A 24,144-nucleotide genomic window follows, 5' to 3' on the forward strand; every position below is an offset into this window, starting at 1 on the left:
TTCCTGCGTGATGCGCGCCGGCCGGCCGCTACGCTCGCCCTCCCGGATACCTCGTGCACCATGCCGCGCAACGCGCTGGCGCCACAGGCTGACCGTTTGCACGGACACGCCCAGTTCCTGCGCGATTGCTGCGCTTAAGTAGCCCTCATGGGCCATTAGCGCGATGCGCGCCCGCGTCACATCACGCTGTGCCGCCGTCGTGCGCCTGATCAGCGCCTGCAGCTCCTCTCTGTCCTTCCTGGCCAGCTTCACTGGCGTTGCATGACGACCTCGGCTCATGCCGCCAGGATAAACCATGCAACCAATTATTAAAAGTAATTGCGGGATGTCGTACTAGTCGATGACTTCCGTGTTCCCGTCGAACTCCACGAGACAGCCGTAGCCGCCGTGAAAGAGCGCCTCGCGCGGGTCTTCTGTCTGCCCTGTCGCCACAATCTGCGCGGCATATCGTTCGGCGTCGTCCTCCGGCACATAGCCGAGCCACCGCACGTCGGCATTGTCCCAGCGGTTGCGCGCGTTGCCCGACACGCCATAGACGGTCACGAAGTGGTAGTCGGGATGATCGATGCAGCGCTGTGTCAGCTGCACCATGTCGCGATGGCTGATCCATGTGAAGAGGTGCCGCGGCGCCGTCGGCCTGTTGTCGGGACGAAAGGAGCCGATCCGCATACATGCGACCGACATGCCGTGCTTGTCCGCGTACATCCGTCCGAGCGCTTCGCCAAACACCTTCGATACGCCATAGCGGCTGTCCGGCCGCGGCGCGACGGTAGCGTCGATCATCCGGTCGCGTCGATGAAATCCCACCGCGTGATTGGAGCTCGCGAACACCACGCGTTTGACGCCGGCTTGCCGCGCGGCTTCGAAGACGTTGTAGCAACCTTCGATGTTCATGTCGCGGATCTTTTCCCAGCGGTCTTCGTCGGGGATACCGGCGAGATGCACGACCACGTCGACACCCTCCATCACCGCCAACAGATCCGCTAGCCGCGTAATGTCGGCCGTGACGATTTCTTCGCCCTCGCCTGCCTCGGCTTGCGGAGCGATGTCAGCGAGCCGCAACTGGTACTGGCCGCGCAAGCCGGCGCGCAATACCCTGCCGATATGGCCGGCCGCGCCGGTGACCAAAACCCGTTTCATTCGATGTCTCCATTCGATGTCGGTGAACCATACGCCGCGGCCGCCACCGAACGCTGGTGGTACGCATCGAGATAGGCGTCGCGCGACGGCACGAGATGCGCGCGGCACAATGCGATCAGACGGTCGCGGTCGCCACGCCGCAAAGCGTCGATCATCTGATGATGTTCGGCGCGCGCTTTCTCCAGGTACTGCGGGAATACGATCGATACGGAACGGATTGCGTGGGTGCGCCGTTCGTATTCGTGAATCGCGTCGACGAGCACCTGGTTGCCCGACAACGCGAAAAATGCGCGATGAAACGCCATGTTGACGCGAAACACGCGACGCAGATCGCCCGCGAACGCATAGGCGTCGTGTTCGGCCTGAATCCGTTCGAGTTCATCTAGCTTTGCGGCATCGACTGGAAAGACGATCCGATTCGCCGCATCGGTCTCCAGCAGTTCCCGCAACGCGTACAACTCCGTGACTTCGCGCGCGGTGAACGACTTCACCAGCGCGCCGAAGTGTCTGCGGCGTTCAACCAGACCGCGCCGCTCCACTTCCGCCAACACCTGCCGCGCAACGTGGCGCTTCAGGTTGAAACGCTCGCAGAGGTCGTCTTCGACCAGCCGCTCGCGCGGATGCAGCAAGCCGAGCACGATCTGCTCTTCGAGCTGATCCGCGACACGCCGCATCGTTTCGTCGGCGTTGCGGTCGCGCACCGCCGGGGCCGCCGGTGTCGAGCGTTGATTGGGAGCCGCTCGGCCAGCCGGCTCCACGCCGCCCCTTACTGCGCCCCCCGCGCTCGCGTTCGCAGCGCGTTTTTTGGTGTCAGCGTTGCTCATACCGAAAGGGTCCACGAAAATGGTGAAACGGCAGAGCGTAGCGCAAAATGCGCGTCGCGCACTGGCCCTTGCATCAGGATTTGTCCCCCGGCACGACGGCGACGGTTCGGGTTGCCTGCAGGAAATCGAAGTCGCAGCCTTCGTCGGCCTGAGTGATCGTCGTCAAAAAGAGCTTTCGATAACCCCGTACATCCGGCTCGGCTTCGCGCGGCGGTAATGCCGCGAGACGTGCGGCGATTTCGGCATCGCTTAGCAGCAGTTCGATCGACCGCTTCGCGACGCTCAGGCGAATCCGGTCGCCCGTGTGCACGATCGCGAGTGGCCCGCCGATCGCCGCTTCCGGTGTCACGTGCAGCACGACGGTGCCCGCCGCCGTCCCGCTCATCCGGCCGTCGGAGATGCGCACCATGTCCTTCACGCCTTGCCGTCCGAGCTTGCGCGGAATCGGTATGTAGCCCGCCTCGGGCATGCCCGGCGCACCCACCGGACCGATCTGCTTGAGCACCAGCACGTCGTGCGCCTCGACATCCAGGTCCGGATCGTCGATTCGCCGCGCGAGGTCTTCGGCATTCTCGAACACGACGGCGCGACCTTCGTGCTCCATCAATTCCGGATTCGCTGCGGACTGCTTGATGATCGCACCGCCCGGCGCCAGATTGCCATGCAGCACAGCGATGCCCCCTTGCGGGAAAACCGGCTGGCTGAATGGCCGCACGACGTCCTGCGCGAAGCTCGACGGTGCAGCATCGAGTTCTTCGCCCAGCGTGCGGCCAGTGACCGTCAACGCATCGAGATGCAGGAGCGCCTTCATTTCGCGCATAACGGTAGTCAGTCCGCCCGCGCGATGCAGATCTTCCATGTAGTGCCGCCCCGACGGTTTCAGATCGACCAGCACCGGTGTCTCGCGCGCCATCCGGTCGAGCGCATCGAGGTCGATCTTGATGCCCAGGCGCCCGGCGATGGCCGTCAGATGGATGATGCCGTTGGTCGAGCCGCCGATCGCCAGCAACACGCGCAGCGCATTCTCGATTGCCTTCGGCGTGAGGATTTTCGCAGGCGTCAGATTCGCACCGATCATTGCAACCGCCTGGGCGCCGGTGCGCTCGGCGATGCGGATGCGATCGGCGCTGACCGCCGGCGGCGATGCACCGCCCGGCAGCATGATGCCCATTGCCTCGGCGATGCAAGCCATCGTGCTCGCGGTGCCCATCACCGAACAGGTGCCGACGGTCGCCACCAGTTGGTTGTTCACCGCATCGATTTCATCTGCGTCGATCTGGTCGCCGCGGAAGCTCGCCCAGAAACGCCGGCAGTCCGTGCACGCGCCGACGCGCTCGCCGCGATGCGAACCTGTCAGCATCGCGCCGGTCACGAGCTGGATCGCCGGAACGCCGGCAGCCGCGGCGCCCATCAGTTGCGCCGGCACGGTCTTGTCGCAGCCGCCGATCAGCACGACCGCGTCCATCGGCTGCGCACGGATCATCTCCTCGGTGTCCATCGACATGAGGTTGCGCAGATACATGCTGGTGGGATGCGAAAAGCTTTCCGCGATCGAAATCGTCGGGAATTCGACCGGCAGGCCACCCGCCAGCATCACGCCGCGCTTGATGGCTTCGACGAGCTGCGGCGCGTTGCCGTGGCACGGGTTGTACGCGCTCCCCGTATTCGCGATGGCGACGATCGGACGCGACAGTGCGTCATCGGTATAGCCGGCGCCCTTGATGAACGCCTTGCGCAGAAACAGCGAAAAGCCCTCGTCACCGTAATTGGTCAATCCTTTGCGCAACCCGCGCGGCTGGCCGTCATCAAGCGTATCTGTCATCGAAATGTCCTCAAATAGATTATCGATAATCTTGACGATGATTCTATCGAGACTTATAGTGCAACGCAAGTAAGCGCTTTCTCAAAGTTGGAAAGCCCTGCGCCAAGTGACCACCTTTCCGCTCTTGAACCGGATGTCCCGATGAAACAACGCGTTGTTGCCTATCGCAAGCTGCCTGCCGCCGTTCTCCAACTCCTCGAAGCCCGGTGCGACGTTACGTTCGCGGACGCCGATTCCCAACGGGCCGCGTTCCTCGATGCGCTCGCGAGCGCCCACGGCGCGATCGGCAACAAGTTGAAGCTGAGCGCCGAACTGCTCGACGCCGCGCCGCTGCTCGAAGCGGTGTCGACCGTCTCTGCGGGATACGACGATTTCGATGTCCCTGAACTCACCCGCCGCGGCATCGTCCTGTGCAATACGCCCGATGAAGTGACCGAGACGACCGCTGACCTGGCGTTCGCGTTGATCCTCGCGGCAGCGCGCCGCATCGCGGAACTGGATGCGGCGACGCGGCGCGGCGAATGGCTCGCTTCGTCGGGCCCGGCGCAGTTCGGGGTCGATGTGCACAACAAGACACTCGGCATCGTCGGGTTGGGCCGCATCGGCGGTGCGCTGGCGCGCCGCGCGGCGCACGGCTTCGGGATGAACGTGCTGTATGCGAACCGCTCGCGCAACCCGGTGGCAGAAGAGGTTTACGGTGCGCAATGGCGGACGCTGCCGGACCTGCTGGCCGAAGCCGACTTCGTGTGCCTGCTGGTGCCGCTTTCCGCCGCGACCCATCAGCTGATCGGCGCGGCCGAGCTGCGTCTGATGAAGTCCAGTGCGATTCTCATCAACTGCGCGCGGGGTCAGGTGCTCGACGAAGCCGCGCTGATCGACGCGTTGCGAGAGGGCCGCATTCTGGGCGCGGGCCTCGACGTGTTCGAGCGCGAACCGCTTCCCGCCGGTTCGCCGCTTTTCGCGTTGCCGAACGTCGTGATCGCTCCGCACATCGGCTCAGCCACCGCGCAGACGCGCGAAGCGATGGCCCGCCGCGCCGCGCTGAATCTGCTCGATGCGCTCGAGGGCCGCTTTTCCGCGACCTGCGTCAATCCCGCCGCGCTCGAATCCCGTCAGTTGCCCCACCATCGCGCGCGCTGATGAGCCGCGCATGACCCGTTCAGGAGGATCATCAGATGAATCCAGCCAGCCGCCCGCGCGGCGTCTATTCGCCCGTCGTCACGCCGTTTAGCGACGACCTGCAGCCAGACCACAATCGCTTTCTACGCCATTGCCGATGGCTTATCGAACAGGACGTAGGGCTTGCCGTTTTCGGCACGAACTCCGAAGCAAACTCGCTTGCCGTTGACGAAAAAAAACGTCTGCTCGATACGCTCGTGTCCGCGGGTCTGCCGGTTGACCGGATGATGCCGGGCACCGGCTGCTCGGCGTTGACCGATACGGTCGAACTGACGCGGCACGCGATAGCGTCAGGCTGCCGTCACGTGCTGATGTTGCCGCCGTTCTACTACAAGGGTGTCAGCGACGAGGGCCTGTTTCGCAGCTACGCTGAGGTCATCGAACGGGTCGGCTCGGACGAATTGCGCATCTACGTCTATCACATCCCGCATGTGTCGCAAGTACCACTCGGGCTTGCACTGATCGAACGTCTGCTAACGGCCTATCCGGACATCATTGCCGGCGTGAAGGACAGTTCAGGGGACTGGAGTCATACGCAGGCCATGCTCGAACGCTTTCAGCCGCAGGGCTTCGATGTATTCGCCGGCAGCGAGACCTTCCTGCTCGCGACGTTGCGTGGCGGCGGCGCCGGTTGCATCACGGCGACCGGCAATGTGAATCCGGCCGCGATCGTCAATCTGTACCGGAACTGGCAATCCACCGACGCGGACGCGCGCCAACAGGCGCTCGACGATATCCGCGCAGTGTTCGCACGGTTTCCGATGATCCCGGCGCTGAAGTCGGCGATTGGCATCTATTCGCATGACGACGACTGGCGCACCGTCAGGCCGCCGCTCGTTGCCCTCACCATCGCGCAGCGCGCCGCACTGAAAGGGGTGCTTGCGCAAGCCCGCTTCGAGATGCCGGGGATCGAAGCGCTGGCTTGAGATGGCTTGAGATGGCTTGAGATGGCTTGAGATGGCCTGGTGGGCGAAAGCGAATCGGGCCTGTCATGCGCGGCCCGATTCGTGCCTATCGACGAGACGCCGGAAATTCAACACCTGCCCGTCGGGTAGAACTCGACATAGCGGGCATTCGTGGTCGACGCGAAAGGAACGTCGCCCGTTCAATTCGACGATTGCGCGGCCACCGGCGCCGTTACCGCCGGCCGGCTCTGGATGAACAGCAGCATCGCGAGCACGCCGGCAAAATCGATCATTGCGCCGAACATGAACGCGCTGTGATAACCGCCGAAGTACTGGATCAGGAAGCCAGTCAGCGCCGGTCCGATGATCCCTGACAGGTTGCTCAGGAAGTGGATGAAACCGCCCACGCCGCCTTGCCGGTGCAGCGGCAGGATCTCGTGCTGGATCGCCCAGATCGACTGGCACGAGCCGGTCAGGAACAGCAGCGCCGCAGCGATCAATGCGACAGCTGCCGTCAGCGAACCGGCTGACGTGATGCACAGCACTGCGACACCCGACAGCGCAAGCGGAATCGTCGCCACCAGCTTGCGCGCCTTGATCGGGTCGTCCAGGCGCTTGTACACGAAGTCGCCGAGCAGGCCGCCGCCGAAATAGCCGATCGCGCCGCAGATCCACGGAATCGACGTGATGATGCTCATGGACTTCAAGTCGAGGTGCATCACGTTGGTCAGATAGCTCGGCAGCCACGAAATGAACACGTATTGCGTGTAGTTCACGGCGAAGAGCCCGGCGCCGAGCGCGAGCGTGCTCGGGCGGCGCAGATACGCGCCGAGCGTCATGCCGTCGTCCTCGACATTGCGCGCTTCCGCCACCGCACGGCTGTCGTTGATCAGCTTCGTTTCACCCGCACCGACGCGGTGGTTCTCGCCAGGCTTATCGGTGACGAACATACGCCAGCACATCAGCCACAGAAAGCCCAGTACCGCGATCACGACAAACGACGCACGCCAGCCGAAGCCGACGGCAATCAGTCCGACGACCGGCCCCGCGATTGCGTTGCCGAGCGTCTGGCCGGAGAAGGTGAAGCCGATCATCGTCGCGGTTTCATGACGGGGAAACCAGTTCGAAATCGTGCGATTGGTGTTGGAGCTCATCGGCCCCTCGCCGATGCCGAAGAACACCCGGCACAGCAACAGCGATATGAAGCCAGTCGCTGCGGCAGTCAGCCCGCAAAACAGCGACCAGAACCCCATCGCCCACGTAAATACCCGCAGCGTGCCCCACTTGTCGGAAAAATAGCCGCCGAGGAACGAGAAGATCGAATAGCCGATAAAGAAGCTGCTGAAGATGAGGCCGAGTTGCGACGGCGACAACGCCAGCGTCTTGCCGACAATCGGCGCGACGATGCCGAGCGCTGCCCGGTCCATGTAATTGATCGCGCCAGCGGCGAATAACAGCCCGGCTACGACATAGCGATATTTTCCGGTGTTCATGTGTCTCCAACCATGGATGCATGCTGCTGCGATGAGAGGGCCGCGCCTCTTGCGGGTGCGTGCGTCGAAAGATCCGGTCCTGCGTTGCTGCCTGGTTACCTTGCTTGCTTGAACATGCTATTGCGCTTACTTGTTGACCAGCTTCGCTGGCATCTGCGTCAGAATCAGCAGCGCGGACACGATCAGCGATGCGGCGATCAGGAACAGGCTGGAGTCGAGCGAATGCGTCAGCGTCTTCAACCAGCCTACTAGCGCCGGGCTCACGAAACCGGCAAGGTTGCCGGTCGAGTTGATCAGCGCAATGCCAGCCGCGGCGCCGGCTCCGCCGAGAAACGACGTAGGCAGCGCCCAGAACATCGGCAGCGCGGTGATGACGCCGGAGGCGGCGAGCGTCAGACCGAGCAGCGCGAGCCATGTGTTGTGCCCCGCATACGCACACAGCACGAAGCCGCTTGCCGCCACAATCTGCGGCACAACGACGTGCCAGCGGCGCTCACGTGTCCTGTCGGCATGGCGACCGACGGCAATCATCGCAATGAGCGCGCTCGCATAAGGAACGACGGTGAGAAGACCGATCGTGAACGGATCGGTGATGCCCGAGCCTTTGATGATCGTCGGTTGCCAGAAGCCGACCGCGTACGAGCCCATGACGATGCCGAACAGGATCCCGCACAAGGTCCACACCTTCAGCGACGTAAACGTCTGCCGTACCGTCGCGTGGCTCTTCGTACGCGCTTCCGCATCGATTTCCGACTGGATGAAGTCTCGCTCGTGCTGCGGCAGCCACTTCGCGTCCTTCACTCTGTCATCGAGGAAGAAGTAGATCACCGCGCCGAGCGCCAGCGCGGGCAATGCTTCGAGAACGAACAGCCACTGCCAGCCGGCAAAGCCGCCGTGACCCGCCAGCCGTTCCATGATGAAACCCGACAGCGGTCCGCCGACGATGCCCGCAACCGGGTTGCCGGCCATCAGGAATGCGATCATCCTGCCGCGGCGCTGCGCCGGATACCAATAGGTCAGATACAACACGAGGCCCGGGAAAAAGCCGGCCTCGGCAATGCCGAGTACGAAGCGCAGCACGTAGAACATCGTTGGCGAGCTCACCCAGGCAGTCGCTGCGGAGATGACAGCCCACGTCACCATGATCCGCGCGATCCAGCGGCGCGCGCCAAGCCGGTGGAGCAGCAGGTTGCTCGGCACCTCGAAGAAGAAATAGCCGATAAAGAAAATGCCGGCCCCAAAGCCGTACATCGTCTCGCTGAAATGCAGATCGTTGAGCATCTGCAACTTCGCGAAGCCGACGTTCACGCGATCCAGATACGCGACCACGTAGGAAATGAACAGCAGCGGCATGAAGCGCCACGTTACCCGTGTATAGATCGAATCGACTGATGCCGCGCTTTCGCGCGCCGCTACCGCTACGCCATTGGTGATCAAAGCCGTCTCCGTATCTACGTATGGACCTTCTGCAACGGGCGGCGGCGCCACGGGCTCCCGTGACCGCGCCGCGCGCCCGGCAGGCGTTCGGTTGCTTCTGTGTTGCGATCCTGCGGTCCGCGCTTGAAGCGGTCTGGTTCAACTCATGATGCCGATTTGCCACGGTACGAATTCATGGTCGCCAAGCCCGAGCAGTTCGCTTTTCGTGCGCTCGCCCGATGCGACTCTCAGCAGCGCCTCGAATATCTCCTCGCCGGTGCTTTCGATCGATGCGACGCCGTCCAGAATGCCTCCGCAGTTCAGGTCCATGTCTTCGCTCAGACGCTGATACATCGGGGTGTTCGTCGCGAGCTTTAGTGACGGCACCGGCTTCGCGCCGAACATCGACCCGCGTCCGGTCGTGAAGGCGATCAGATTCGCGCCGCCGGCGATCTGACCGGTCGCGGAGACGGGATCGAAGCCGGGTGTATCCATGAACACGAGACCACTCGCACGCACCGGTTCGGCATACCGATAGACTTCCATCAGCGGACCGGTGCCGCCTTTCATGGAAGAACCGATCGACTTCTCGAAGATGTTTGCAAGGCCGCCCATCTGATTGCCAGGACTCACCTTGCCGTTGATCTGCACGTCCCGATTGCCGGAGTACTCGTCCTTCCACCAACGGATGCGCTCGATCAGCTTCTCGCCGACCAGGCGAGTCACCGCGCGACGCGTCAAGGTATGTTCCACGCCGTAGATTTCGGGCGTCTCCGACAGGATCGCTGTTCCGCCGTGCCGGACGAGCCGATCCATCGCCGCGCCAAGCGAAGGATTCGCCGTGATCGACGAGAACCCATCGGATCCGCCGCATTGCAGCCCGACCTTCAGATGACTCGCGTCCACCGTCGTGCGCTGTACGCGATTGGCCTCCGGCAGCAGCGCCTTGACGGCCTCGATGCCCGCCTCGATGGTTTTCCTCGTGCCGCCGCTCTGTTGCATCGTGAATGTATGTAGCCGCGCATTGGGCGCCAGACCTTCTTCGTCAAGCAGTTCTTGCAACTGATTGCGCTCGCAGCCGAGCCCGACGATCAGCGCCGCAGCCAGATTCGGATGCCGCGCGTAACCGGCCATCGTACGGCGCAGCAGCGCCATGGGTTCACCACTCATCTCCATGCCGCAGCCGATCGAATGGCTGAACGCGGCCACACCGTCCACGTTGGGATAGTCGGCAAGCCGTTCGGGTGTGAACCACTCGGCGATCTTGTGGACGACCGTGGCGGAACAGTTCACGGTCGACAGCACGCCGATGTAGTTGCGCGTGCCGACCTCGCCGTTGCTGCGCGCGATGCCGCGGAACGTCGCGCGTAGCGCCGGCGGCAACATCTCGACCGGTTTGTAGTCGGCGCCGAACGCATAGTCGCGGTCGAACTCGCGAAATTCGACGTTATGGTCGTGAACCAGCGTGCCCGCCGCAATGTCGGTCGCGGCAAAACCGATGACCACGTTGTATTTGCGGATCGCTTCACCCTGCACGATGCGGCGCGCCGCGATCTTGTAGCCCGCCGGCACCTGGCTGCGGCTGCGGACATCTTCCGAAGTAAGCGGCGTGCCGATCGGAATGTCGACGCGCGCAATGACCACGTTGTCGGCGGGATGCAGCCGGATTACCGGCCCACTCATGGTCTTGCTGGACAACTCAATCATGAATTCACAGCCTCGGAGATTTCGGGGCGCACCCAGCGAGCACTCGCTCAATCAGGCACTTTTTTAAGTAATCGCTTTCTTTTACGCATCAAAACGGGGATGTCACTCAGTCAACTCGGCCTTGTTTTGAGGCACTTTAGGGGAAAATCTTCGTGAATTCAAGAGAAAGCGCTTACTCATTTGATCTATACTTGGACCTCACAACACGTCCACGCACCCCGCAAACGGAGGCAAACCCATGTGGCAGCAGGCTGAGCGCTATCCCGACCCACGCGTCATTTCCCTCGATCCGTCGTTCGATCAATACCGGGTGGCCTTCTCGGCAGTCGAGCGGCTAGCGACCGGCTATCGCTGGACCGAAGGGCCTGTATGGTTCGGCGACGGCCGCTACCTGGTCTGGAGCGACATTCCGAACAATCAGATGCTGAAGTGGGATGAAGAGACCGGTATCGTCAGCGTGTTTCGCAAACCGTCCAACTTCGCGAACGGCAACACGCGCGACCGCCAGGGGCGCCTCGTCACCTGCGAACACGGCCGGCGCGTCACGCGCACCGAGTACGACGGCAGCATCACCGTGCTCATGGATTCGTTCGACGGCAAACGCCTCAACTCGCCGAACGACGTCGTCGTCAAGTCAGACGGCTCGATCTGGTTCACTGACCCGCCGATGGGCATTGCGGGACACTACGAAGGCATCAAGGCTGAACAGGAATTACCGCACTGTGTGTACCGGATCGACGGGGTCACGGGCGAAGCGTCGGTCGTGACGCGCGATCTGAAGGGGCCCAACGGCCTGTGCTTTTCACCGGATGAGCGGTTGCTGTACGTCATCGAGTCGCGCGCGGTGCCTGAGCGGCTCATCCATGTCTACGAGATGCAACCGGACGGCCGCCGCATCGGCGCGGGCCGGGTCTTCCTGAACGCGGGTGCAGGCACCATTGACGGGATGCGCGCCGATATCGACGGCAACCTTTGGTGCGGCTGGGGCATGGGGAGCGACGAACTGGACGGTGTCATGATTATTTCGCCGGCAGGCAAACTGATCGGCCGTATTGCACTGCCCGAACGCTGTGCGAACCTGTGTTTTGGCGGCCGCGCTCGTAACCGCCTTTTCATGGCCGCGTCGCAATCAATCTACGCGGTGCATGTGAACACCCAGGGCGCCGCAGGCGGATGAAGTTTCACAACCAGCAGGATTCGACAAGGGCTGACGAAGAAAACGTGGCCAGACCTCCTAACGGCCCTGGTCCCGGATTTCAACCAACGTTCGATCCAGGCCATATTTCCTGAGCTTCTGATAGAGCGTGCTCTTCGCAATACCCAGATGCCTTGCCGCCGAGGTCAGGTTCCCGCGAGAGATGGCGATCGCGCTGCGAATCGCTCCCTGCTCCGACGCTTCCATCGTGCCCCGGCCGTCGAGGGAAAATGGTTCGTCGCATCCGGCGCGGATCGGCTCATCGCTCGCGCGCAACTCCGGTGGCAGATCAGCGAGCGTAAGGATCTCTGAGCCTGCCGTAAGAAGCATACTTTCCACCACGTTATGAAGCTCCCGGACGTTCCCCGGCCATGAATACGCGCAGAGCGCCGCAACCACTTCGTCGTCCACCGTGGGGCAAGCCCCGCCAAGTTCCGTCGCAAACTTCTGGACCAGATATTCCGTGAGGCGGCGAATGTCCCCCGGCCGGTCGCGCAGCGGCGGAATACGGATACTGGTCACCGCGACGCGATAGAAGAAGTCCATTCGAAAGCGCCCTTCTGAGACCTCCTTTCTCAAGTCGCGATTGGTCGCCGCGACCAGACGAAAGGTCACCTTCCTCGGGACGTTTTCGCCGAGCCGATAGATTTCCCCCTGTTCCAGCACGCGCAGGAAATGCGGCTGCAGATCGACCGGCATTTCACCGATTTCGTCGAGAAACAAGGTCCCGCCATTGGCTGCTTCGATCTTGCCAAGCGCGCCCCCTCGGCGCGCACCGGTGAAGGCGCCATCTCCATAGCCGAATAGTTCGCTGGCGAGTAGTTCACGTGACAGGCCGCCGCAGTTGAGCGCAATAAAAGGCCCCTCCTTCGCCTGGCTCGCGTGGTGGATTCCCTTGGCAAACAATTCCTTACCCACGCCCGTCTCACCGAGCAACACAACTGGCGCACGTGAACGTGCGATCTGCCGGGCCTTGTCCACGGCATCGAGCAATGCCGGCGCTTCGCCCTGGATGCGTTCGAAGCCGGCCGTCGATCCACCCTCGGCGCCGCGACCGGACGCATTGCTGACCCTGCGCGAAGCGCTGTGACGTTGCGCGAACGGCACGATCAGCAAGCTACCGATGCGCCTGCCATCGTCGATCACCGGCTCGATCCAGTCAGGCTGGATCCAGTGGGGGAGATCCGTAGGGATCACACTGGCGAGCGCGGAATCGGTGGCGAGCGCCAGAATCCGTTTGGGCCGGGCGAGCGAAAGATCACCGCCGGCTGCCGCGATCGCGGCTTCGGCATGCTCATTGACCTTGATCGGATAGCCGCCATGGTCGAACACCACGGCGCCGTCGGACGCAAGCATCGCGAGGCGCGCCATGCAGCGATCCAGCAGCCGATAGCGAAGCTCCATAGTCCGCGCAGCAAGACGGCTCTCGATCCGGCTGGCTGCCGTGACGACCAGCGCCAGGCTGTGACGATTGTAGGACTCGGACAGGCCGGACACGTCGATGACACCGATAATCGAACCGTCGCGCGGGTCGCGGATCGCATTGGCGGAGCAGGTCCAGCGCTTGATGCCGGCGCAGAAGTGTTCGGCAGAATGGATCTGCACGGGCTGGCCGACCTCGATCGCCGTGCCGATCGCATTGGTACCGCAAATCATCTCGTTCCAGGACGCGCCAGGCAGGAGCTGAATCCCGTGCGCGGAAGCAATGGTTGCAGGGTCCCCCTCAAGATTCAGGATGGTGCCGGCCGGCTCGGCAAGCGCCATGACCGTTTCGGTTTGCGCAAGAAAGTCGCGTGCATGCGCCATCACTGGAGCACTCGCCTCGACCAGATCGCGGTGACTGCGTTGCAACGAATACAGAAGATGCTCATCGAGCGGCGCTGGCGCGTGGCCCAGCGTGGGATCCACCTGCCAATCGAGGCAGCGCTGCCACGATGTGTCAACGAGGTGCCGCACGACACTGTGCGGCGCTTCTCCGCCGCTCAGGAATCGTTCCCAGGCAGCCATGACGACCGCTTCATCGCCAGGGTTCGGGAACATCTGGGTGGCATCCGGCCTATCCATGACTTGTCTCCTTCTTTGTGCCGTCTTATACCGCACCGCAACATGACGGATGCAGCCGGCTCGTGCGAGAAGAGGGGCAAGATCGATGCCACCGCGAGGACGCTGGAAGCGGAAGCTCAGCGCACTATCGAACGTTTGATTTCCGGACGATGGCCGCACGGGCTGCGTCCGATTTTCGAACGGTCCGGATGCACGGCTCGCCGACGCGGACAACCCGCTCGTTGCGGCGCATCAAACGACGTGCAGGGCCGCGATTAAGCCGCACTGCGGCGGCGCCAACAACGGATTGGCGCCGCCGCGGGGAGAACCGGGCGCGAGACAACCGCGCCCTGAGCCATGCGTTAGTCGGCGCGCTCGGGCACCGGCAACTGCAACCATTCCTTGTAGAACGCTTCGATGTCCGGCTCGAAATCGTGAATCACCGGATACCACGGCGTCGGTGCTTCGACGTCGTGCATGGTCCCGCAATTCGGGCAGTAATACTCGCGGTAGACCTGCCACTGGGTGTCGGGCGCCATGAGCTTTGGATAGACCTCGAGCATGGCCTCTTCTGTGTCGCGCACATAGACGTTGGCGTACAGTTTCCAGTTTTCGCGGTAGTCGCAGAACTCATGGCCGCAGTCGCATTTGACGAGCCAGTGTTTGCTTTTCGCGGCCTGCACGATATGCAGGTGCGGTCCAAGCGGCAAGACTATCTTGTCGGGCCACGCGACTTTCCCCTGCAACACTTCGAGATACTGGCTAAAGCGTTCATGATCCTTCGGCATGGACAACATGCGTACGGTCGTATCCCAGTCGAGTCGTCCATCGACCAGATTGCCGACCTGTTCCTTCGTGTAAGCAGACATTTCGCTACTCCTTGATTCGCTTCGATATCGATATCGGGACGGATTACTCTTCGACCTGAACCACCGTGGTCACGTCGGGCAGCAACGAAAGATCCATCCTGTACTTCGAGCCGTAGGACGGCACGTCCAGTTCTGCCTCGGTCATGTTCCAGTCGGCAGGCAGGTCCCAGAACTTCCGGAAGTCGTTGAGGAATTTCTGCGACAGCCCGAAGCTGGTCGCGAACATGTGACGCACCGGGCGCGACGCGTGTTTGGTGAGGACGCGCTCGCGCTCCTCCTTCATCCATTCTCGCGTCGGCAACGAACGGGCAAGCCGTTCCTTGCGAATTTCGCCCCGACGCTTCACGGTCTTCTTCGCATCGACCGTCCAGATACCCGCAGCGTCCTGCGCCAACACCGCGCCATACACCTTCTCGGCAAACTCAGGGAGCAGAAACCCGTTGTTGAGATCCTTCGCAATCGCTTCCGTTTCCCGATCGAGCGGGTCACCAAAGCCCGGACCTCCGCGCAGGTAATTGAGGTACAGGTCATGGTTGTCGTAGCAATCCTCCGTCGTCATGCATTGCTTGTCGCGCTTGACCTTGGAAGTCGCATCGATGTGCCGCTCGTAGTCCGGCGCGTCGGGATTCGTGTCGCCACCGAGCGGCAACGAGAGCCCCTGCGCGATGCGCTCCTTCAGGCCCGTCTTGTGCGCTTCGAACCGGTAGCCAGTGGCAGACGGATAGCCGCCCATGAACCCCCAGTCGCTGTTCATATAGCCATTGCCCATGAAGAACATGGTCCAGTCCTGCGCTTTCCAGACCATGCGCAGGGTTTCGAACCCGCACCCGCCGCGATACTTGCCATAGCCGCCGGAATTGGCTTTGACGTTGCGCCCGAGATAGAGCAACGGCTCGGCCATCTCCCAGATCTCGATGTCCCCCATATCGCCTTCCGGGTTCCAGATCGCCGCGGCGTGATTGAGACCGTCCTTGATAGCGCCGGCACCCGTGCCGCAGGACGAGGCCTCGAAGCTGTTGACCGCGTGCACCTCGCCGTCCTGGTTGATGCCGCCGCCTTGCAGCCAGTTCGACGTATTGGCATTGCCCGCGTTGACTTCTTCCAGATAGCCACGGCTGAAGTACGCCTGGCCGAGCCCCCGCCACATGGCGCTCCACCCCGATACCAGGAAGTGCCATGCATAGGCGTGCCCGGTTCGGCGATCGTCCGGATTCATCCATGTGCCCTTGGGCAAGCGGAACTCCGTGCCGAAGTAGGCGCCGTCGTTGATGCGCTGGGTCGGCACCAGGGTCTGGGTCATCATGACCCAGATGCCGCTCGTAAAGGCGACATGGTGGGCGTTATAGGTGTGCCATCCCCAGCGGCTCGCGCCTTCGAAATCCAGCCGCCATGTGGCGTCGGGCCGGATCGTCATTTCCACCGGCGAGTGCATGATGGTGTCGATCTTGGCAAAGGCCGAGGGCGTCTGGATATCCTCGTGCGCATAGGGCACATCGACAAAGGCAACCTTGCGGTACTTGCCGGGCAGCGTCATTGCCTTGATGCGGCTTTGCAAACCACGACGGCCCTCTTCGATGACCTCATAGCTGAACTTCTCGTAGGCTTCCAGCCCCTCCGTGGCGATGATCTCTTCGACCATGTCGCGGATCATGTGGCAACCCGCGATCCGGGTGCGCTCGTCCAGAATCCAGTATTTCGGCGTGCGTACCGAGCGCTGGCTTTCATGAAGCCAGTCGCGCAGCGGCTGGTCGTTCACGCCGGTCTTGCGGCAGGTGATCTGATAGCCGTCGCCGAAGCGCTGGACCTGGCCCGTCGACATGGAGCCCGGCGTCACCGCACCGGTGTCGATCACGTGCGTCACGCCGCCCACCCAGCCGATCAGTTTTCCAGCCCAGAAGATCGGCACGATCGTCGCGATGTCGCAAGGGTGAACGTTGCCGATCGAGCAGTCGTTATTGGTGAACATGTCCCCAGGATTGATGCCGGGGTTGTCCTCCCAATTGTTCTCGATCATGTACTTGATCGCGGCGCCCATCGTGCCGACGTGAATGATGATGCCGGTGGAGGTCAGCACGCAGTCGCCCACCGCGTTATACAGCGTGAAGCACAGTTCCCCTTCCTGCTCCACGATCGGCGACGCGGCGATCTTCTTTGCGGTTTCGCGAGCGTGCACGAGACCGCCGCGTATCTTGGAGAACAGCTTCTCGTAGCCGATCGGATCCTTCTCGCGCAACTCGAGCCGGGCGAGCCCGTTGTAGTGACCCGTCTTGCTGGTGCGTTCCATGATCTCGGCGCGGAACGCTTTCAGGGTCTTGCCGTCGGCAAGCAGATCGGCCTGGCCCACTTCCTTGGATGACATGAGATTCATTTTCGTCTCCTTACTTCACTTCTTGCAGATGGAACAGACGATGCTTGTCGAGCGTGGTTTCGAAGCCATCGGGCACGACAAAGGTAGTGGATGCAGACTCGATGATGGCCGGCCCTACGATGTGGTTACCCGCCATGAGCGACTCCATCTGCCAGATATCGGCCTCGACCCAGGTCTTGTGGCGATAGAACGGGCGCTTGCCCAGATACGCGGACTTGGGCGGCGTTTCCCCCGCCTCCGGGTCCTCCGGCAGCACGGGCTTCTGCGTGGCGACAAGACCGCGCATGATCGCGCCCGTGGCGCTGAAACCCAGTTCCGGCGACCGGGCAGAACTCGCGTACACCCGTGAGTAGGTCTCCTCGAACGCATCGGTGATCTTCTTCCAGTCCGCCGCAGTGGCAGCGCCGCTGATCGGCGAAGTAATCTCCAGATCGTTCAGTTGTCCCATGTACTGCATCCGGTAGCCGGGCAGCAGCGTGATGTCTTCCAGCTTGAAGCCGTTGATGACGAACTCCTCGACGACCTTGTCGGCCAGTTCCTTCCACGCTTCCTGGACGACCGCGCAGGCCGCCGCTTTCTGTTCGTCGGGCGCGTCTGGCGCGACCGCGATATCCACGCTCTTGTCGTAGCGGTACTCGAAATCGGCGCAGGCGCAACCGAACGCAGAAAATCCGGCTGCCCATGCCGGGACGATTACGTCCTTGAAGCCGAGGCCTTCCGTATATCCGTAGGTATGCACCGGCCCTGCGCCGCCGTACGAGAAGCACACAAAGTCTGTGGGGTTGTAGCCCTTCGCGCTGATGTTGGCCCGAAGGTACTCGTGCAGACTCAGATCGAGCAGTTCGATCACGCCCGCCGCGGCATCTTCCACGGAGAGGCCAAGCGGATCGGCGATCTGAGCCTTGATGTGTTGCCGTGCACGTTCGACATCGAGCTTGATGGCGCCGCCGAGAAAGTTGTGGGGATTGAGATAACCCAGCACCACATGGCAATCGGACACTGACACCGTATCAAGGCCGCTTTCGGGCCAGCACGTACCGACGCGATAGCCCGCACTGTCCGGCCCGAGCTTGATGGAACCGCTATAGGGATCGAGCCGTACAAAGCTGCCGGCGCCCGCGCCTACCGAATCCATCGCCACTAGTGGCAGCGACAGCACGAGCCGGGCCATGTCCGGATCGGAGGCGATTGCAAAGTTGCCCTTGGTGATCAGCGCCATGTCGAAACTGGTGCCACCGATATCGCTGCATGCGATGTTCTCGTAGCCCAGTTTTTCGCCGAGCAACCGCGAACCGATGACGCCCCCGATCGGACCGGAGACGATCGTGCGAGCGAGTTCTTTGGCCTTCCAGCTGATCGTCCCACCGTGCGTGGCCATCACCCGCAGGTCGAACCGGGCACCGTGCTTCCTGAAGCGGTCGCTGACCTTCTGCAGCGTCTGCCGTGACGGTTCGGCCGCGTACGCTTCGAGAATGGTCGTATTCGTGCGATGGCTTTCCTTGCGCGACGGGTAGTAGTCGACTGAGGCAAAGACCGGGATGTCCGAGCCGATTTTCTTCAGTTCGTCACGACAGATATCGCGAGCGCGTTTTTCACTCGACTCATTCTTGTGTGACTGCAGCAGACAAATGGCAATCGCCTTCGATCCGGCGGTCACGAGTTCCCGTGTTGCCTTGCGCACTTCATCTTCGCGCAGGGGAATCACGATTTCGCCCTGAACATCGGTGCGTTCCGTCACGCCCCGGGTGCGCGAAAGCGGGACAAGCGGTTCGTCGTAGCGGTGCGTGTTGAGGTGGATGCGTTCTTCCAGCGCGTAGCCGAGATAACTCTGGATGGCCCGCCCCATCGAGTGAATCTGTTCGAAGCCGCGATTGCAGATAAGTCCCACATCCAGGCCCTTGCGCTGAACGACGCGATTGAGCATCGCCGTGCCGGAATAGACGCAGGTCACCAGTTCGGGATACACCTCATCGACCTCACGGTTCCACTGGGCCAGTGCATCATGCGACGACTCCAGAATCGCCAGCGATTCATCCGCCGGATTGCTTTGCGCTTTGCCGACAACGAAACGCCCATCCGAGCGCACGAAGAAGGTATCGGTCATCGTGCCGCCGGCATCGATGCCCAGTACCTGGACGTGTGAAAGTTGCTGTTCCATTAGTGTCTCCAGCTCTCCTTGATTGAACATCGCCTCAACGGGGAGGCGCGATGTGAAGCGAGTCTTGCGATTCGCTTCGGGAGAACTAAAGGCAAGGGATATGCCACTGACGGCCGAATCGGCGTCTTATCGGCAAACTACTGAATGGATTGGCTTTTCGGAGAACGACCGGCGCGTTCACGGTGAACGGGACGTTCGCGCATCGACCGGTTCCTGAACGGTCGGCCGTTTGGAGCACGGAATTCGAACGCAGGTCTGGCGGGGAGCATGACGTGCGGGACGTCGACCCGCTTCAACGTTACCGGCTGACACGCCGGGTGATCCCAAGGTCGTGCGCCAGCGCGTACTTCCTGATCTTCTGATAGAGCGTGCTTTTCGCTATGCCAAGCTGCGCAGCCGCCTGGGTCAGGTTGCCCTGGCTTTGCTGGATCGCAAAACGGATCGACTCTGCTTCTGCCATTTCCAGCGAGCGGACTTTTTGGCGCGCCAGTGCGGACAGCCCAGAGGACGCCGACTCTCGAACGCCCCCAGGCGAAACCGCCGAGGCGGCGATTTCTGGCGGCAGCTCGGCGACTGTCATGATTCCGTCGCGCGCCATGAGTACCGCGCCCTCGATCGCATTTCGCAGCTCGCGAACGTTACCGGGCCACGTGTAGTTCAGCAGGCACTCATACGCCACGTCGTCAAAAACGGCATGGCTTACGCCATACCGATCGCGCGAGACACTCAACCAGTGCTCGATCATCTCGGGCACATCCGTCTTGCGTTCGCGCAGCGGCGGTATCGAGATGTTCGTGACGGCCAGCCGGTAATACAGATCCATGCGGAATTTACCGTCAGCGACGTCCGCACGCAGGTCACGATGCGTGGCGGCGATCAGGCGCAAGCTGACCTTGCGAGGCGCATTCTCGCCCAACCGGTATATCTCTCCTTCTTCCAATACACGCAGTAAATGCGGCTGGATGTCGAGTGGCATTTCGCCGATCTCGTCGAGGAACAGCGTGCCGTGATTCGCCGCTTCGATTTTCCCTGTCATGCCTGACCTGCGTGCGCCGGTAAACGCGCCTTCGGCATAACCAAACAGCTCACTGCTCAACAAATCGCGGGGCAAGCCACCGCAGTTCAGCGCGACAAAGGGACCGTCTGCCCTCGCGCTGGCCTGGTGAATGCCTCGCGCGAACAACTCCTTGCCAACGCCGGTTTCGCCGAGCAGCAGTACCGGGACGGAGGCTTTGGCCAGCTGCTGCGCCTTCTGGATAGCCATCCGCAGTGCAGGGCTCGTGCCGACAATGCGAGAGAACGCCGCGGCAGGCGTGGGCTCGGCGACCGGCATCGCCTCAGGTACCGCATCAGACAACGAACCGGCGCGCCGACTGGCAGCCGGCGCAATCAACATGAAGCCGAGCGTGTCGGCGCCTTCGCCGACGCGCTCAATTCGTGCGAGGCGCAACCACGCCGGTGATTGCGGCGGCATGGAGCCACCGGCAATCCTGGCGATGTCGGGGATCGGAAAAGCGTTGTCCAGTGCGCCTGATACGCCAAGCCGCGCAAAGGCGGCTGACGCCTGCGGGTTGGCTCTGACGAGACGTCCGGACTCGTCCACCACGACGACGCCGTCCGTACGACCGGAACAGTAAGCCATGCAACGCTCCATCAGGCGCAGACGGCGCTCCATGGCGAACTTCCCGAGCCGGCTCTCGATACGTCCGGCCATCGAGACGATAAACGCCAGGCTATGCTGGCTGTAGGTTTGCGCAAGCCCCGAGACATCGAGTACGCCGAGTACGGTGCCGTCGAGCGGATCGCGGATCACCGTAGCGGAGCATGTCCACTGCTTGATACCCGCGCAGAAATGCTCCGAGCCATGGATCTGGACCGGTTGCTGTAAAGCGAGGGCGGTGCCGATCGCGTTGGTGCCGCAACTGAGCTCGGTCCAGTTACAACCCGGTATCAACCGGACCTCGCCGGCGGGTTCAACGATGCGCGAGTCGCCGGCCAGTTCGAGGATCATGCCGTCCGGATCCGCGAGCAGCAGAATGGTCCCCGTCTGCGAAAGGAACTCATGTGTCTGCTGGATAAGCGGCACGCTGGCATGCATCAGGCGGTCGTTCCTGACGCGCAAGTCGAACAGCGCCCCTTCTTCCAACGGCAGTGGGGCGCCTGGCGTATCGGGAGCCACCCGGCCATCAAGGCAGCGATGCCAGGAAGCGTCAACGACCCCACGCAGCGCACCAAAGGGCGGCTTGTCACCTTGAATCAAACGCTCCCACGCCGACATGACGCTGGCGTCCCGGTCGGGACTGGAAAACCAGTCCATTGGCGTACCTGTCTCTTTCATGCTGTCTCCGTGTGAGCAGGAGTACCTCACCCGATCAGCGGATTCGCCTTGCTCAGCGCGCTTGCCATAGAGGCGCGGACCTCCGTCTAAATTCTATGCCCGAAATAGAGCACCGTCCGGAAATCGAACGCTTTGCGCAACCGGCGCCCGTTCAGGCACCATAAAGCACACATAAATCTCCATAAAATCAACGACTTGATATCAGGGCAGCGAGGTTGGCATGACCCATGCATTTAACTGGGCGAAGGCGAGCCGCAAGATTGTTTCCGCGCTCGGTCTCGTAGCAGAAAAGCGCTCGCCATTGCGCGACAGGAAAGAGGTCAAAGGAGAAGACGATGAACACCGGTCAGCGGTCCCTGCGTTTGCTGGTCGAAAAGTGGCTGGCGCCCACTCCGGCGATGCCGGCTCACGTCACGCGGTTTAGTCGCATGGGTACGAATCAGAGGCGCTATGTGCGCGTCGAAGCGTTACATTCGACCGGCCTGCTGGCGATTTTTTTCTTCAGACACGATGACGGATCGTGGTGTGTATTCCCACCCGGCACTGAAAGGCCAACCATGAGAGTGTGATCGGCTTCAGGAATTCATGGCCGAAATCAATGCGCGACGCCAAAAAATGCTTCCGCGCCTTCGACGGGCGTAAGTCCCACTCTGAAATAGCCCTCGAGCCGTTCAGCCGTCACGTCGTTCAGAAGGAATGGCGGGCGGATGAAACCGACCGAAACGGCATGGTCGTACCATGCCAACATCCACGCATGCAGACCTGAATCGTCCTGCGAATGTTCATTCGACATGTCTTCAGCCATCCGCGGTCTCCTTCGCCATGATCTCGCCGTTCTGCGGCAATGCGGCGGAGCGCATCGAAGGGCGAGCGTCTCCGGGCGGAAACACATGCCAGACTCCATCGCCGTGGCGAAAGAAAAACAGGGCGAGCGAACCACCCGGCCGTTGCACTTCAAGGCATACGCGGCGAGTCCGGCCAGATCGCGAACGGTGTATCGACAGGACGCGGACCGAATGGCAGCTTTGCGTACCCAGCAGCTTTCCAACCATTCCACGCAATGATTTTTCGGCCACGATTTCCCGCCCTCCACGATGCAAGTGGAGCCATCGTAAGGCGCCCTTAGCGGCGGTTCCGTCGGGAGCAACGGATAGTTCCTTAAGGGAAAGCTGATTCTTATGTCAGGATTTCCCTAACCCAACCTCTACGCCGACCAATACAGCGTCAGATATTCGGCGGCGAGGCCCTGTCTGATCGCATAGCGGGTCAGTTCAGACTAGCTTGAGCCGAGCCAACAGAGAAAACACAAGCAGAACATAAGGATTTCCTGACATGAAGTTCAGCATCGACCGGCCTGTTTTTCTTGATGCCCTGACAGCGGCGCGATAACTGTCCACATAGCATGAACAGACTTAAATCGTCCTGTTCCTGAGCGTCGCCATGGTTCCGTATCTGTCTGAGCGAGAAAATGCGGTTGAGCATATCAACGCGATGTGCATGCACCTGTTCGATCTGTGGTGCGAAAGCAGAAGCGTTGTGCCACTGGCGTATTTGTTAAAAGGCTGGCCGCTGACGAACAGTGATCCCGAGGCCATCCGGCGCCTCGGCAACACGCTACGCGATCTCAGACGACATCATCTGCATGACGCCAACGGCGCGTCATTTCAGGAACTCTGCGAGTTATCGGATTGCGTCGAGGACCTCCTTGTCCTGTCGTCCATGGCAACCTGGGCGACGAACGGCAGGTAGATTCGCCATGGATGGGCCGAGATCATGCCAACAGTCCGTGACGGCGTCAGCTCATCCAGTACTCGCGCGGAATTCTGCGGTCCGTTTCGGAAAGGTAGGGATTGTCCAGCAGGAAGGTCTTCCGGGACGCGGGCTTTGTGCGAACCAAGGCATTCTGAATGTAGGGGTGGGAGTTGAACAGTTTCAGATAAGTACCATTGCGATACGCCTGCACGAATCCCTTCTCAATCGTCCCTGCCAAGGCTTCGTGCCCCGTCGCGACATAAAAAATAAAATCGGATCGATACTTCAGCATCAGACGGTTCTCGACCACCAGATCAGGCTCACGGTGCTGGCGCCCCTCGAGTTCGGCGAACGCTTCGACAACACCTCGCGGAAAATAGTCGACCCGCCCGCTTTGTGTCATCTCGAACATGGTCTCGTAAGTCGAGGTCTGAACATCCAGACCCGCTGCTTTCAGGATATCGACGTCGATCCACCCTAGCCCCTGACCGCACGTGAACGCCTTCAGATCGGAAAAGCGCTCGATCTTGTCGAAATCCCGTTGCCGGTCCTTTCTTATGACGAACACCCGGTAGCCAATCAGCCCACGGTGTATTGGAATCCGGACCACGTTCAGTCCGCGTTCGGCCGTCGCTTCCATGCTCGTCCAGTGCAGATTGATCGTATTGCGGCCGTTCGCAAGCTCGGCGAGCGCACGGCCACGCTCCATGACGTTTTCGGCCTGCCGCACCGTATAGGCGGCATTCGCCGTTTTCATCGCCAGATCGAGGACAGCGAGCGCAAATGCGGCATGCACATCACCACTCGGACTAATGCGCGGATAGACGATATCGAAGGGCTCTGCCAGTACAGCGCGCGCGCCGAGTGTCACGCCTGCAGCACCCAACGCAGCTAGTACAAAGCGCCTGCGATGCATGGATGGATGGCTTCCTGAT

The 24,144-nt window shown here is 61.7% G+C and carries 18 protein-coding genes; 4 read left to right on the forward strand and 14 right to left on the reverse strand.

Going from position 1 to position 24,144, the window contains the following annotated elements:
* The 4 genes from GNZ12_RS09080 to GNZ12_RS09095 all read right to left on the reverse strand — a co-directional run.
* On the reverse strand, positions 1–252 hold a 252-nt coding region (locus tag GNZ12_RS09080; RefSeq protein ID WP_328805971.1), incomplete at its 3' end, for a helix-turn-helix domain-containing protein.
* 81 nt (positions 253–333) lie between these two features.
* Entirely contained in the window at positions 334–1,140 is an 807-nt protein-coding gene (locus GNZ12_RS09085) for an NAD-dependent epimerase/dehydratase family protein (RefSeq protein ID WP_172310028.1), read from the reverse strand.
* Positions 1,137–1,814, reverse strand: a complete 678-nt coding sequence (locus GNZ12_RS09090) for a GntR family transcriptional regulator (RefSeq protein WP_172310105.1) — start codon at positions 1,812–1,814, stop codon at positions 1,137–1,139. Before GNZ12_RS09090 ends, GNZ12_RS09085 begins: the two co-directional genes overlap by 4 nt.
* Before the next feature lie 223 nt (positions 1,815–2,037).
* Positions 2,038–3,786 carry an IlvD/Edd family dehydratase gene (locus GNZ12_RS09095; RefSeq protein WP_172310029.1) on the reverse strand — a complete coding sequence of 583 codons (1,749 nt, stop codon included), beginning with the start codon at positions 3,784–3,786 and terminating at the stop codon, positions 2,038–2,040.
* 141 nt (positions 3,787–3,927) lie between these two features.
* Between GNZ12_RS09095 and GNZ12_RS09100 the strand changes: the two genes are divergently transcribed.
* Together GNZ12_RS09100 and GNZ12_RS09105 are read left to right on the forward strand one after the other, a co-directional pair.
* Positions 3,928–4,926 (forward strand): 2-hydroxyacid dehydrogenase, encoded by a 999-nt coding sequence (locus tag GNZ12_RS09100; protein WP_172310030.1) that lies wholly within the window; start codon positions 3,928–3,930, stop codon positions 4,924–4,926.
* 35 nt (positions 4,927–4,961) lie between these two features.
* The gene (locus GNZ12_RS09105; protein WP_172310031.1) at positions 4,962–5,891 is read left to right on the forward strand and encodes a dihydrodipicolinate synthase family protein; all 930 of its coding nucleotides are present in this window, start codon (positions 4,962–4,964) and stop codon (positions 5,889–5,891) included.
* A 179-nt stretch (positions 5,892–6,070) separates the two neighbouring features.
* On the opposite strand, the gene GNZ12_RS09110 is transcribed toward GNZ12_RS09105, so the two are convergent.
* The 3 genes from GNZ12_RS09110 to GNZ12_RS09120 form a co-directional block, all read right to left on the reverse strand.
* Positions 6,071–7,363, reverse strand: a complete 1,293-nt coding sequence (locus GNZ12_RS09110; RefSeq protein WP_172310032.1) for an MFS transporter — start codon at positions 7,361–7,363, stop codon at positions 6,071–6,073.
* Positions 7,364–7,489: 126 nt separating this feature from the next.
* On the reverse strand, positions 7,490–8,800 hold the full coding sequence (locus GNZ12_RS09115) for an MFS transporter (RefSeq protein WP_235993657.1): 1,311 nt from the start codon (positions 8,798–8,800) through the stop codon (positions 7,490–7,492).
* Between the two features lie 138 nt (positions 8,801–8,938).
* Positions 8,939–10,486: a UxaA family hydrolase gene (locus tag GNZ12_RS09120; protein ID WP_172310033.1), complete on the reverse strand. Its 1,548-nt coding sequence runs from the start codon at positions 10,484–10,486 to the stop codon at positions 8,939–8,941.
* A gap of 238 nt (positions 10,487–10,724) precedes the next feature.
* Here GNZ12_RS09120 and GNZ12_RS09125 point away from each other — a divergent pair, with 238 nt between their 5' ends.
* The gene (locus GNZ12_RS09125) at positions 10,725–11,663 is read left to right on the forward strand and encodes an SMP-30/gluconolactonase/LRE family protein (RefSeq protein WP_172310034.1); all 939 of its coding nucleotides are present in this window, start codon (positions 10,725–10,727) and stop codon (positions 11,661–11,663) included.
* Between the two features lie 57 nt (positions 11,664–11,720).
* On the opposite strand, the gene GNZ12_RS09130 is transcribed toward GNZ12_RS09125, so the two are convergent.
* The 6 genes from GNZ12_RS09130 to GNZ12_RS09155 form a co-directional block, all read right to left on the reverse strand.
* Positions 11,721–13,745 (reverse strand): sigma-54-dependent Fis family transcriptional regulator, encoded by a 2,025-nt coding sequence (locus GNZ12_RS09130; RefSeq protein WP_328805972.1) that lies wholly within the window; start codon positions 13,743–13,745, stop codon positions 11,721–11,723.
* A 341-nt stretch (positions 13,746–14,086) separates the two neighbouring features.
* Complete coding sequence (locus GNZ12_RS09135) at positions 14,087–14,593, reverse strand: acetone carboxylase subunit gamma (RefSeq protein WP_172310035.1); 507 nt, start codon at positions 14,591–14,593, stop codon at positions 14,087–14,089.
* 43 nt (positions 14,594–14,636) lie between these two features.
* Positions 14,637–16,961, reverse strand: a complete 2,325-nt coding sequence (locus GNZ12_RS09140; protein ID WP_172310036.1) for a hydantoinase B/oxoprolinase family protein — start codon at positions 16,959–16,961, stop codon at positions 14,637–14,639.
* A 10-nt stretch (positions 16,962–16,971) separates the two neighbouring features.
* The gene (locus tag GNZ12_RS09145) at positions 16,972–19,119 is read right to left on the reverse strand and encodes a hydantoinase/oxoprolinase family protein (RefSeq protein ID WP_172310037.1); all 2,148 of its coding nucleotides are present in this window, start codon (positions 19,117–19,119) and stop codon (positions 16,972–16,974) included.
* Positions 19,120–19,417: 298 nt separating this feature from the next.
* Positions 19,418–21,457 (reverse strand): sigma-54-dependent Fis family transcriptional regulator, encoded by a 2,040-nt coding sequence (locus GNZ12_RS09150; RefSeq protein WP_235993658.1) that lies wholly within the window; start codon positions 21,455–21,457, stop codon positions 19,418–19,420.
* 595 nt (positions 21,458–22,052) lie between these two features.
* On the reverse strand, positions 22,053–22,262 hold the full coding sequence (locus tag GNZ12_RS09155; RefSeq protein WP_172310038.1) for a hypothetical protein: 210 nt from the start codon (positions 22,260–22,262) through the stop codon (positions 22,053–22,055).
* Between the two features lie 635 nt (positions 22,263–22,897).
* On the opposite strand from GNZ12_RS09155, the gene GNZ12_RS09160 reads away from it, so the two are divergent.
* Positions 22,898–23,206, forward strand: coding sequence for a hypothetical protein (locus tag GNZ12_RS09160; RefSeq protein WP_172310039.1), 309 nt, complete (start codon positions 22,898–22,900; stop codon positions 23,204–23,206).
* A 46-nt stretch (positions 23,207–23,252) separates the two neighbouring features.
* Here GNZ12_RS09160 and GNZ12_RS09165 read toward each other — a convergent pair whose 3' ends face one another.
* Positions 23,253–24,125, reverse strand: coding sequence for a type 2 periplasmic-binding domain-containing protein (locus GNZ12_RS09165; RefSeq protein WP_172310040.1), 873 nt, complete (start codon positions 24,123–24,125; stop codon positions 23,253–23,255).
* Positions 24,126–24,144 lie beyond the last annotated feature (19 nt).

It is taken from the genome of Paraburkholderia solitsugae (assembly GCF_013177695.1).
Classification (GTDB): domain Bacteria; phylum Pseudomonadota; class Gammaproteobacteria; order Burkholderiales; family Burkholderiaceae; genus Paraburkholderia; species Paraburkholderia solitsugae.

Excerpts from the sequence above, each read along its gene's own strand:
- GNZ12_RS09085 (WP_172310028.1), bottom strand. The coding sequence starts at position 1,140 with ATGAAACGGGTTTTGGTCACCGGCGCGGCCGGCCATATCGGCAGGGTA.
- GNZ12_RS09090 (WP_172310105.1), bottom strand. The coding sequence starts at position 1,814 with ATGCGGCGTGTCGCGGATCAGCTCGAAGAGCAGATCGTGCTCGGCTTG.
- GNZ12_RS09095 (WP_172310029.1), bottom strand. The coding sequence starts at position 3,786 with ATGACAGATACGCTTGATGACGGCCAGCCGCGCGGGTTGCGCAAAGGA.
- GNZ12_RS09100 (WP_172310030.1), top strand. The coding sequence starts at position 3,928 with ATGAAACAACGCGTTGTTGCCTATCGCAAGCTGCCTGCCGCCGTTCTC.
- GNZ12_RS09105 (WP_172310031.1), top strand. The coding sequence starts at position 4,962 with ATGAATCCAGCCAGCCGCCCGCGCGGCGTCTATTCGCCCGTCGTCACG.
- GNZ12_RS09110 (WP_172310032.1), bottom strand. The coding sequence starts at position 7,363 with ATGAACACCGGAAAATATCGCTATGTCGTAGCCGGGCTGTTATTCGCC.
- GNZ12_RS09120 (WP_172310033.1), bottom strand. The coding sequence starts at position 10,486 with ATGATTGAGTTGTCCAGCAAGACCATGAGTGGGCCGGTAATCCGGCTG.
- GNZ12_RS09125 (WP_172310034.1), top strand. The coding sequence starts at position 10,725 with ATGTGGCAGCAGGCTGAGCGCTATCCCGACCCACGCGTCATTTCCCTC.
- GNZ12_RS09130 (WP_328805972.1), bottom strand. The coding sequence starts at position 13,745 with ATGGATAGGCCGGATGCCACCCAGATGTTCCCGAACCCTGGCGATGAA.
- GNZ12_RS09135 (WP_172310035.1), bottom strand. The coding sequence starts at position 14,593 with ATGTCTGCTTACACGAAGGAACAGGTCGGCAATCTGGTCGATGGACGA.
- GNZ12_RS09140 (WP_172310036.1), bottom strand. The coding sequence starts at position 16,961 with ATGAATCTCATGTCATCCAAGGAAGTGGGCCAGGCCGATCTGCTTGCC.
- GNZ12_RS09145 (WP_172310037.1), bottom strand. The coding sequence starts at position 19,119 with ATGGAACAGCAACTTTCACACGTCCAGGTACTGGGCATCGATGCCGGC.
- GNZ12_RS09150 (WP_235993658.1), bottom strand. The coding sequence starts at position 21,457 with ATGAAAGAGACAGGTACGCCAATGGACTGGTTTTCCAGTCCCGACCGG.
- GNZ12_RS09155 (WP_172310038.1), bottom strand. The coding sequence starts at position 22,262 with ATGGCTGAAGACATGTCGAATGAACATTCGCAGGACGATTCAGGTCTG.
- GNZ12_RS09160 (WP_172310039.1), top strand. The coding sequence starts at position 22,898 with ATGGTTCCGTATCTGTCTGAGCGAGAAAATGCGGTTGAGCATATCAAC.
- GNZ12_RS09165 (WP_172310040.1), bottom strand. The coding sequence starts at position 24,125 with ATGCATCGCAGGCGCTTTGTACTAGCTGCGTTGGGTGCTGCAGGCGTG.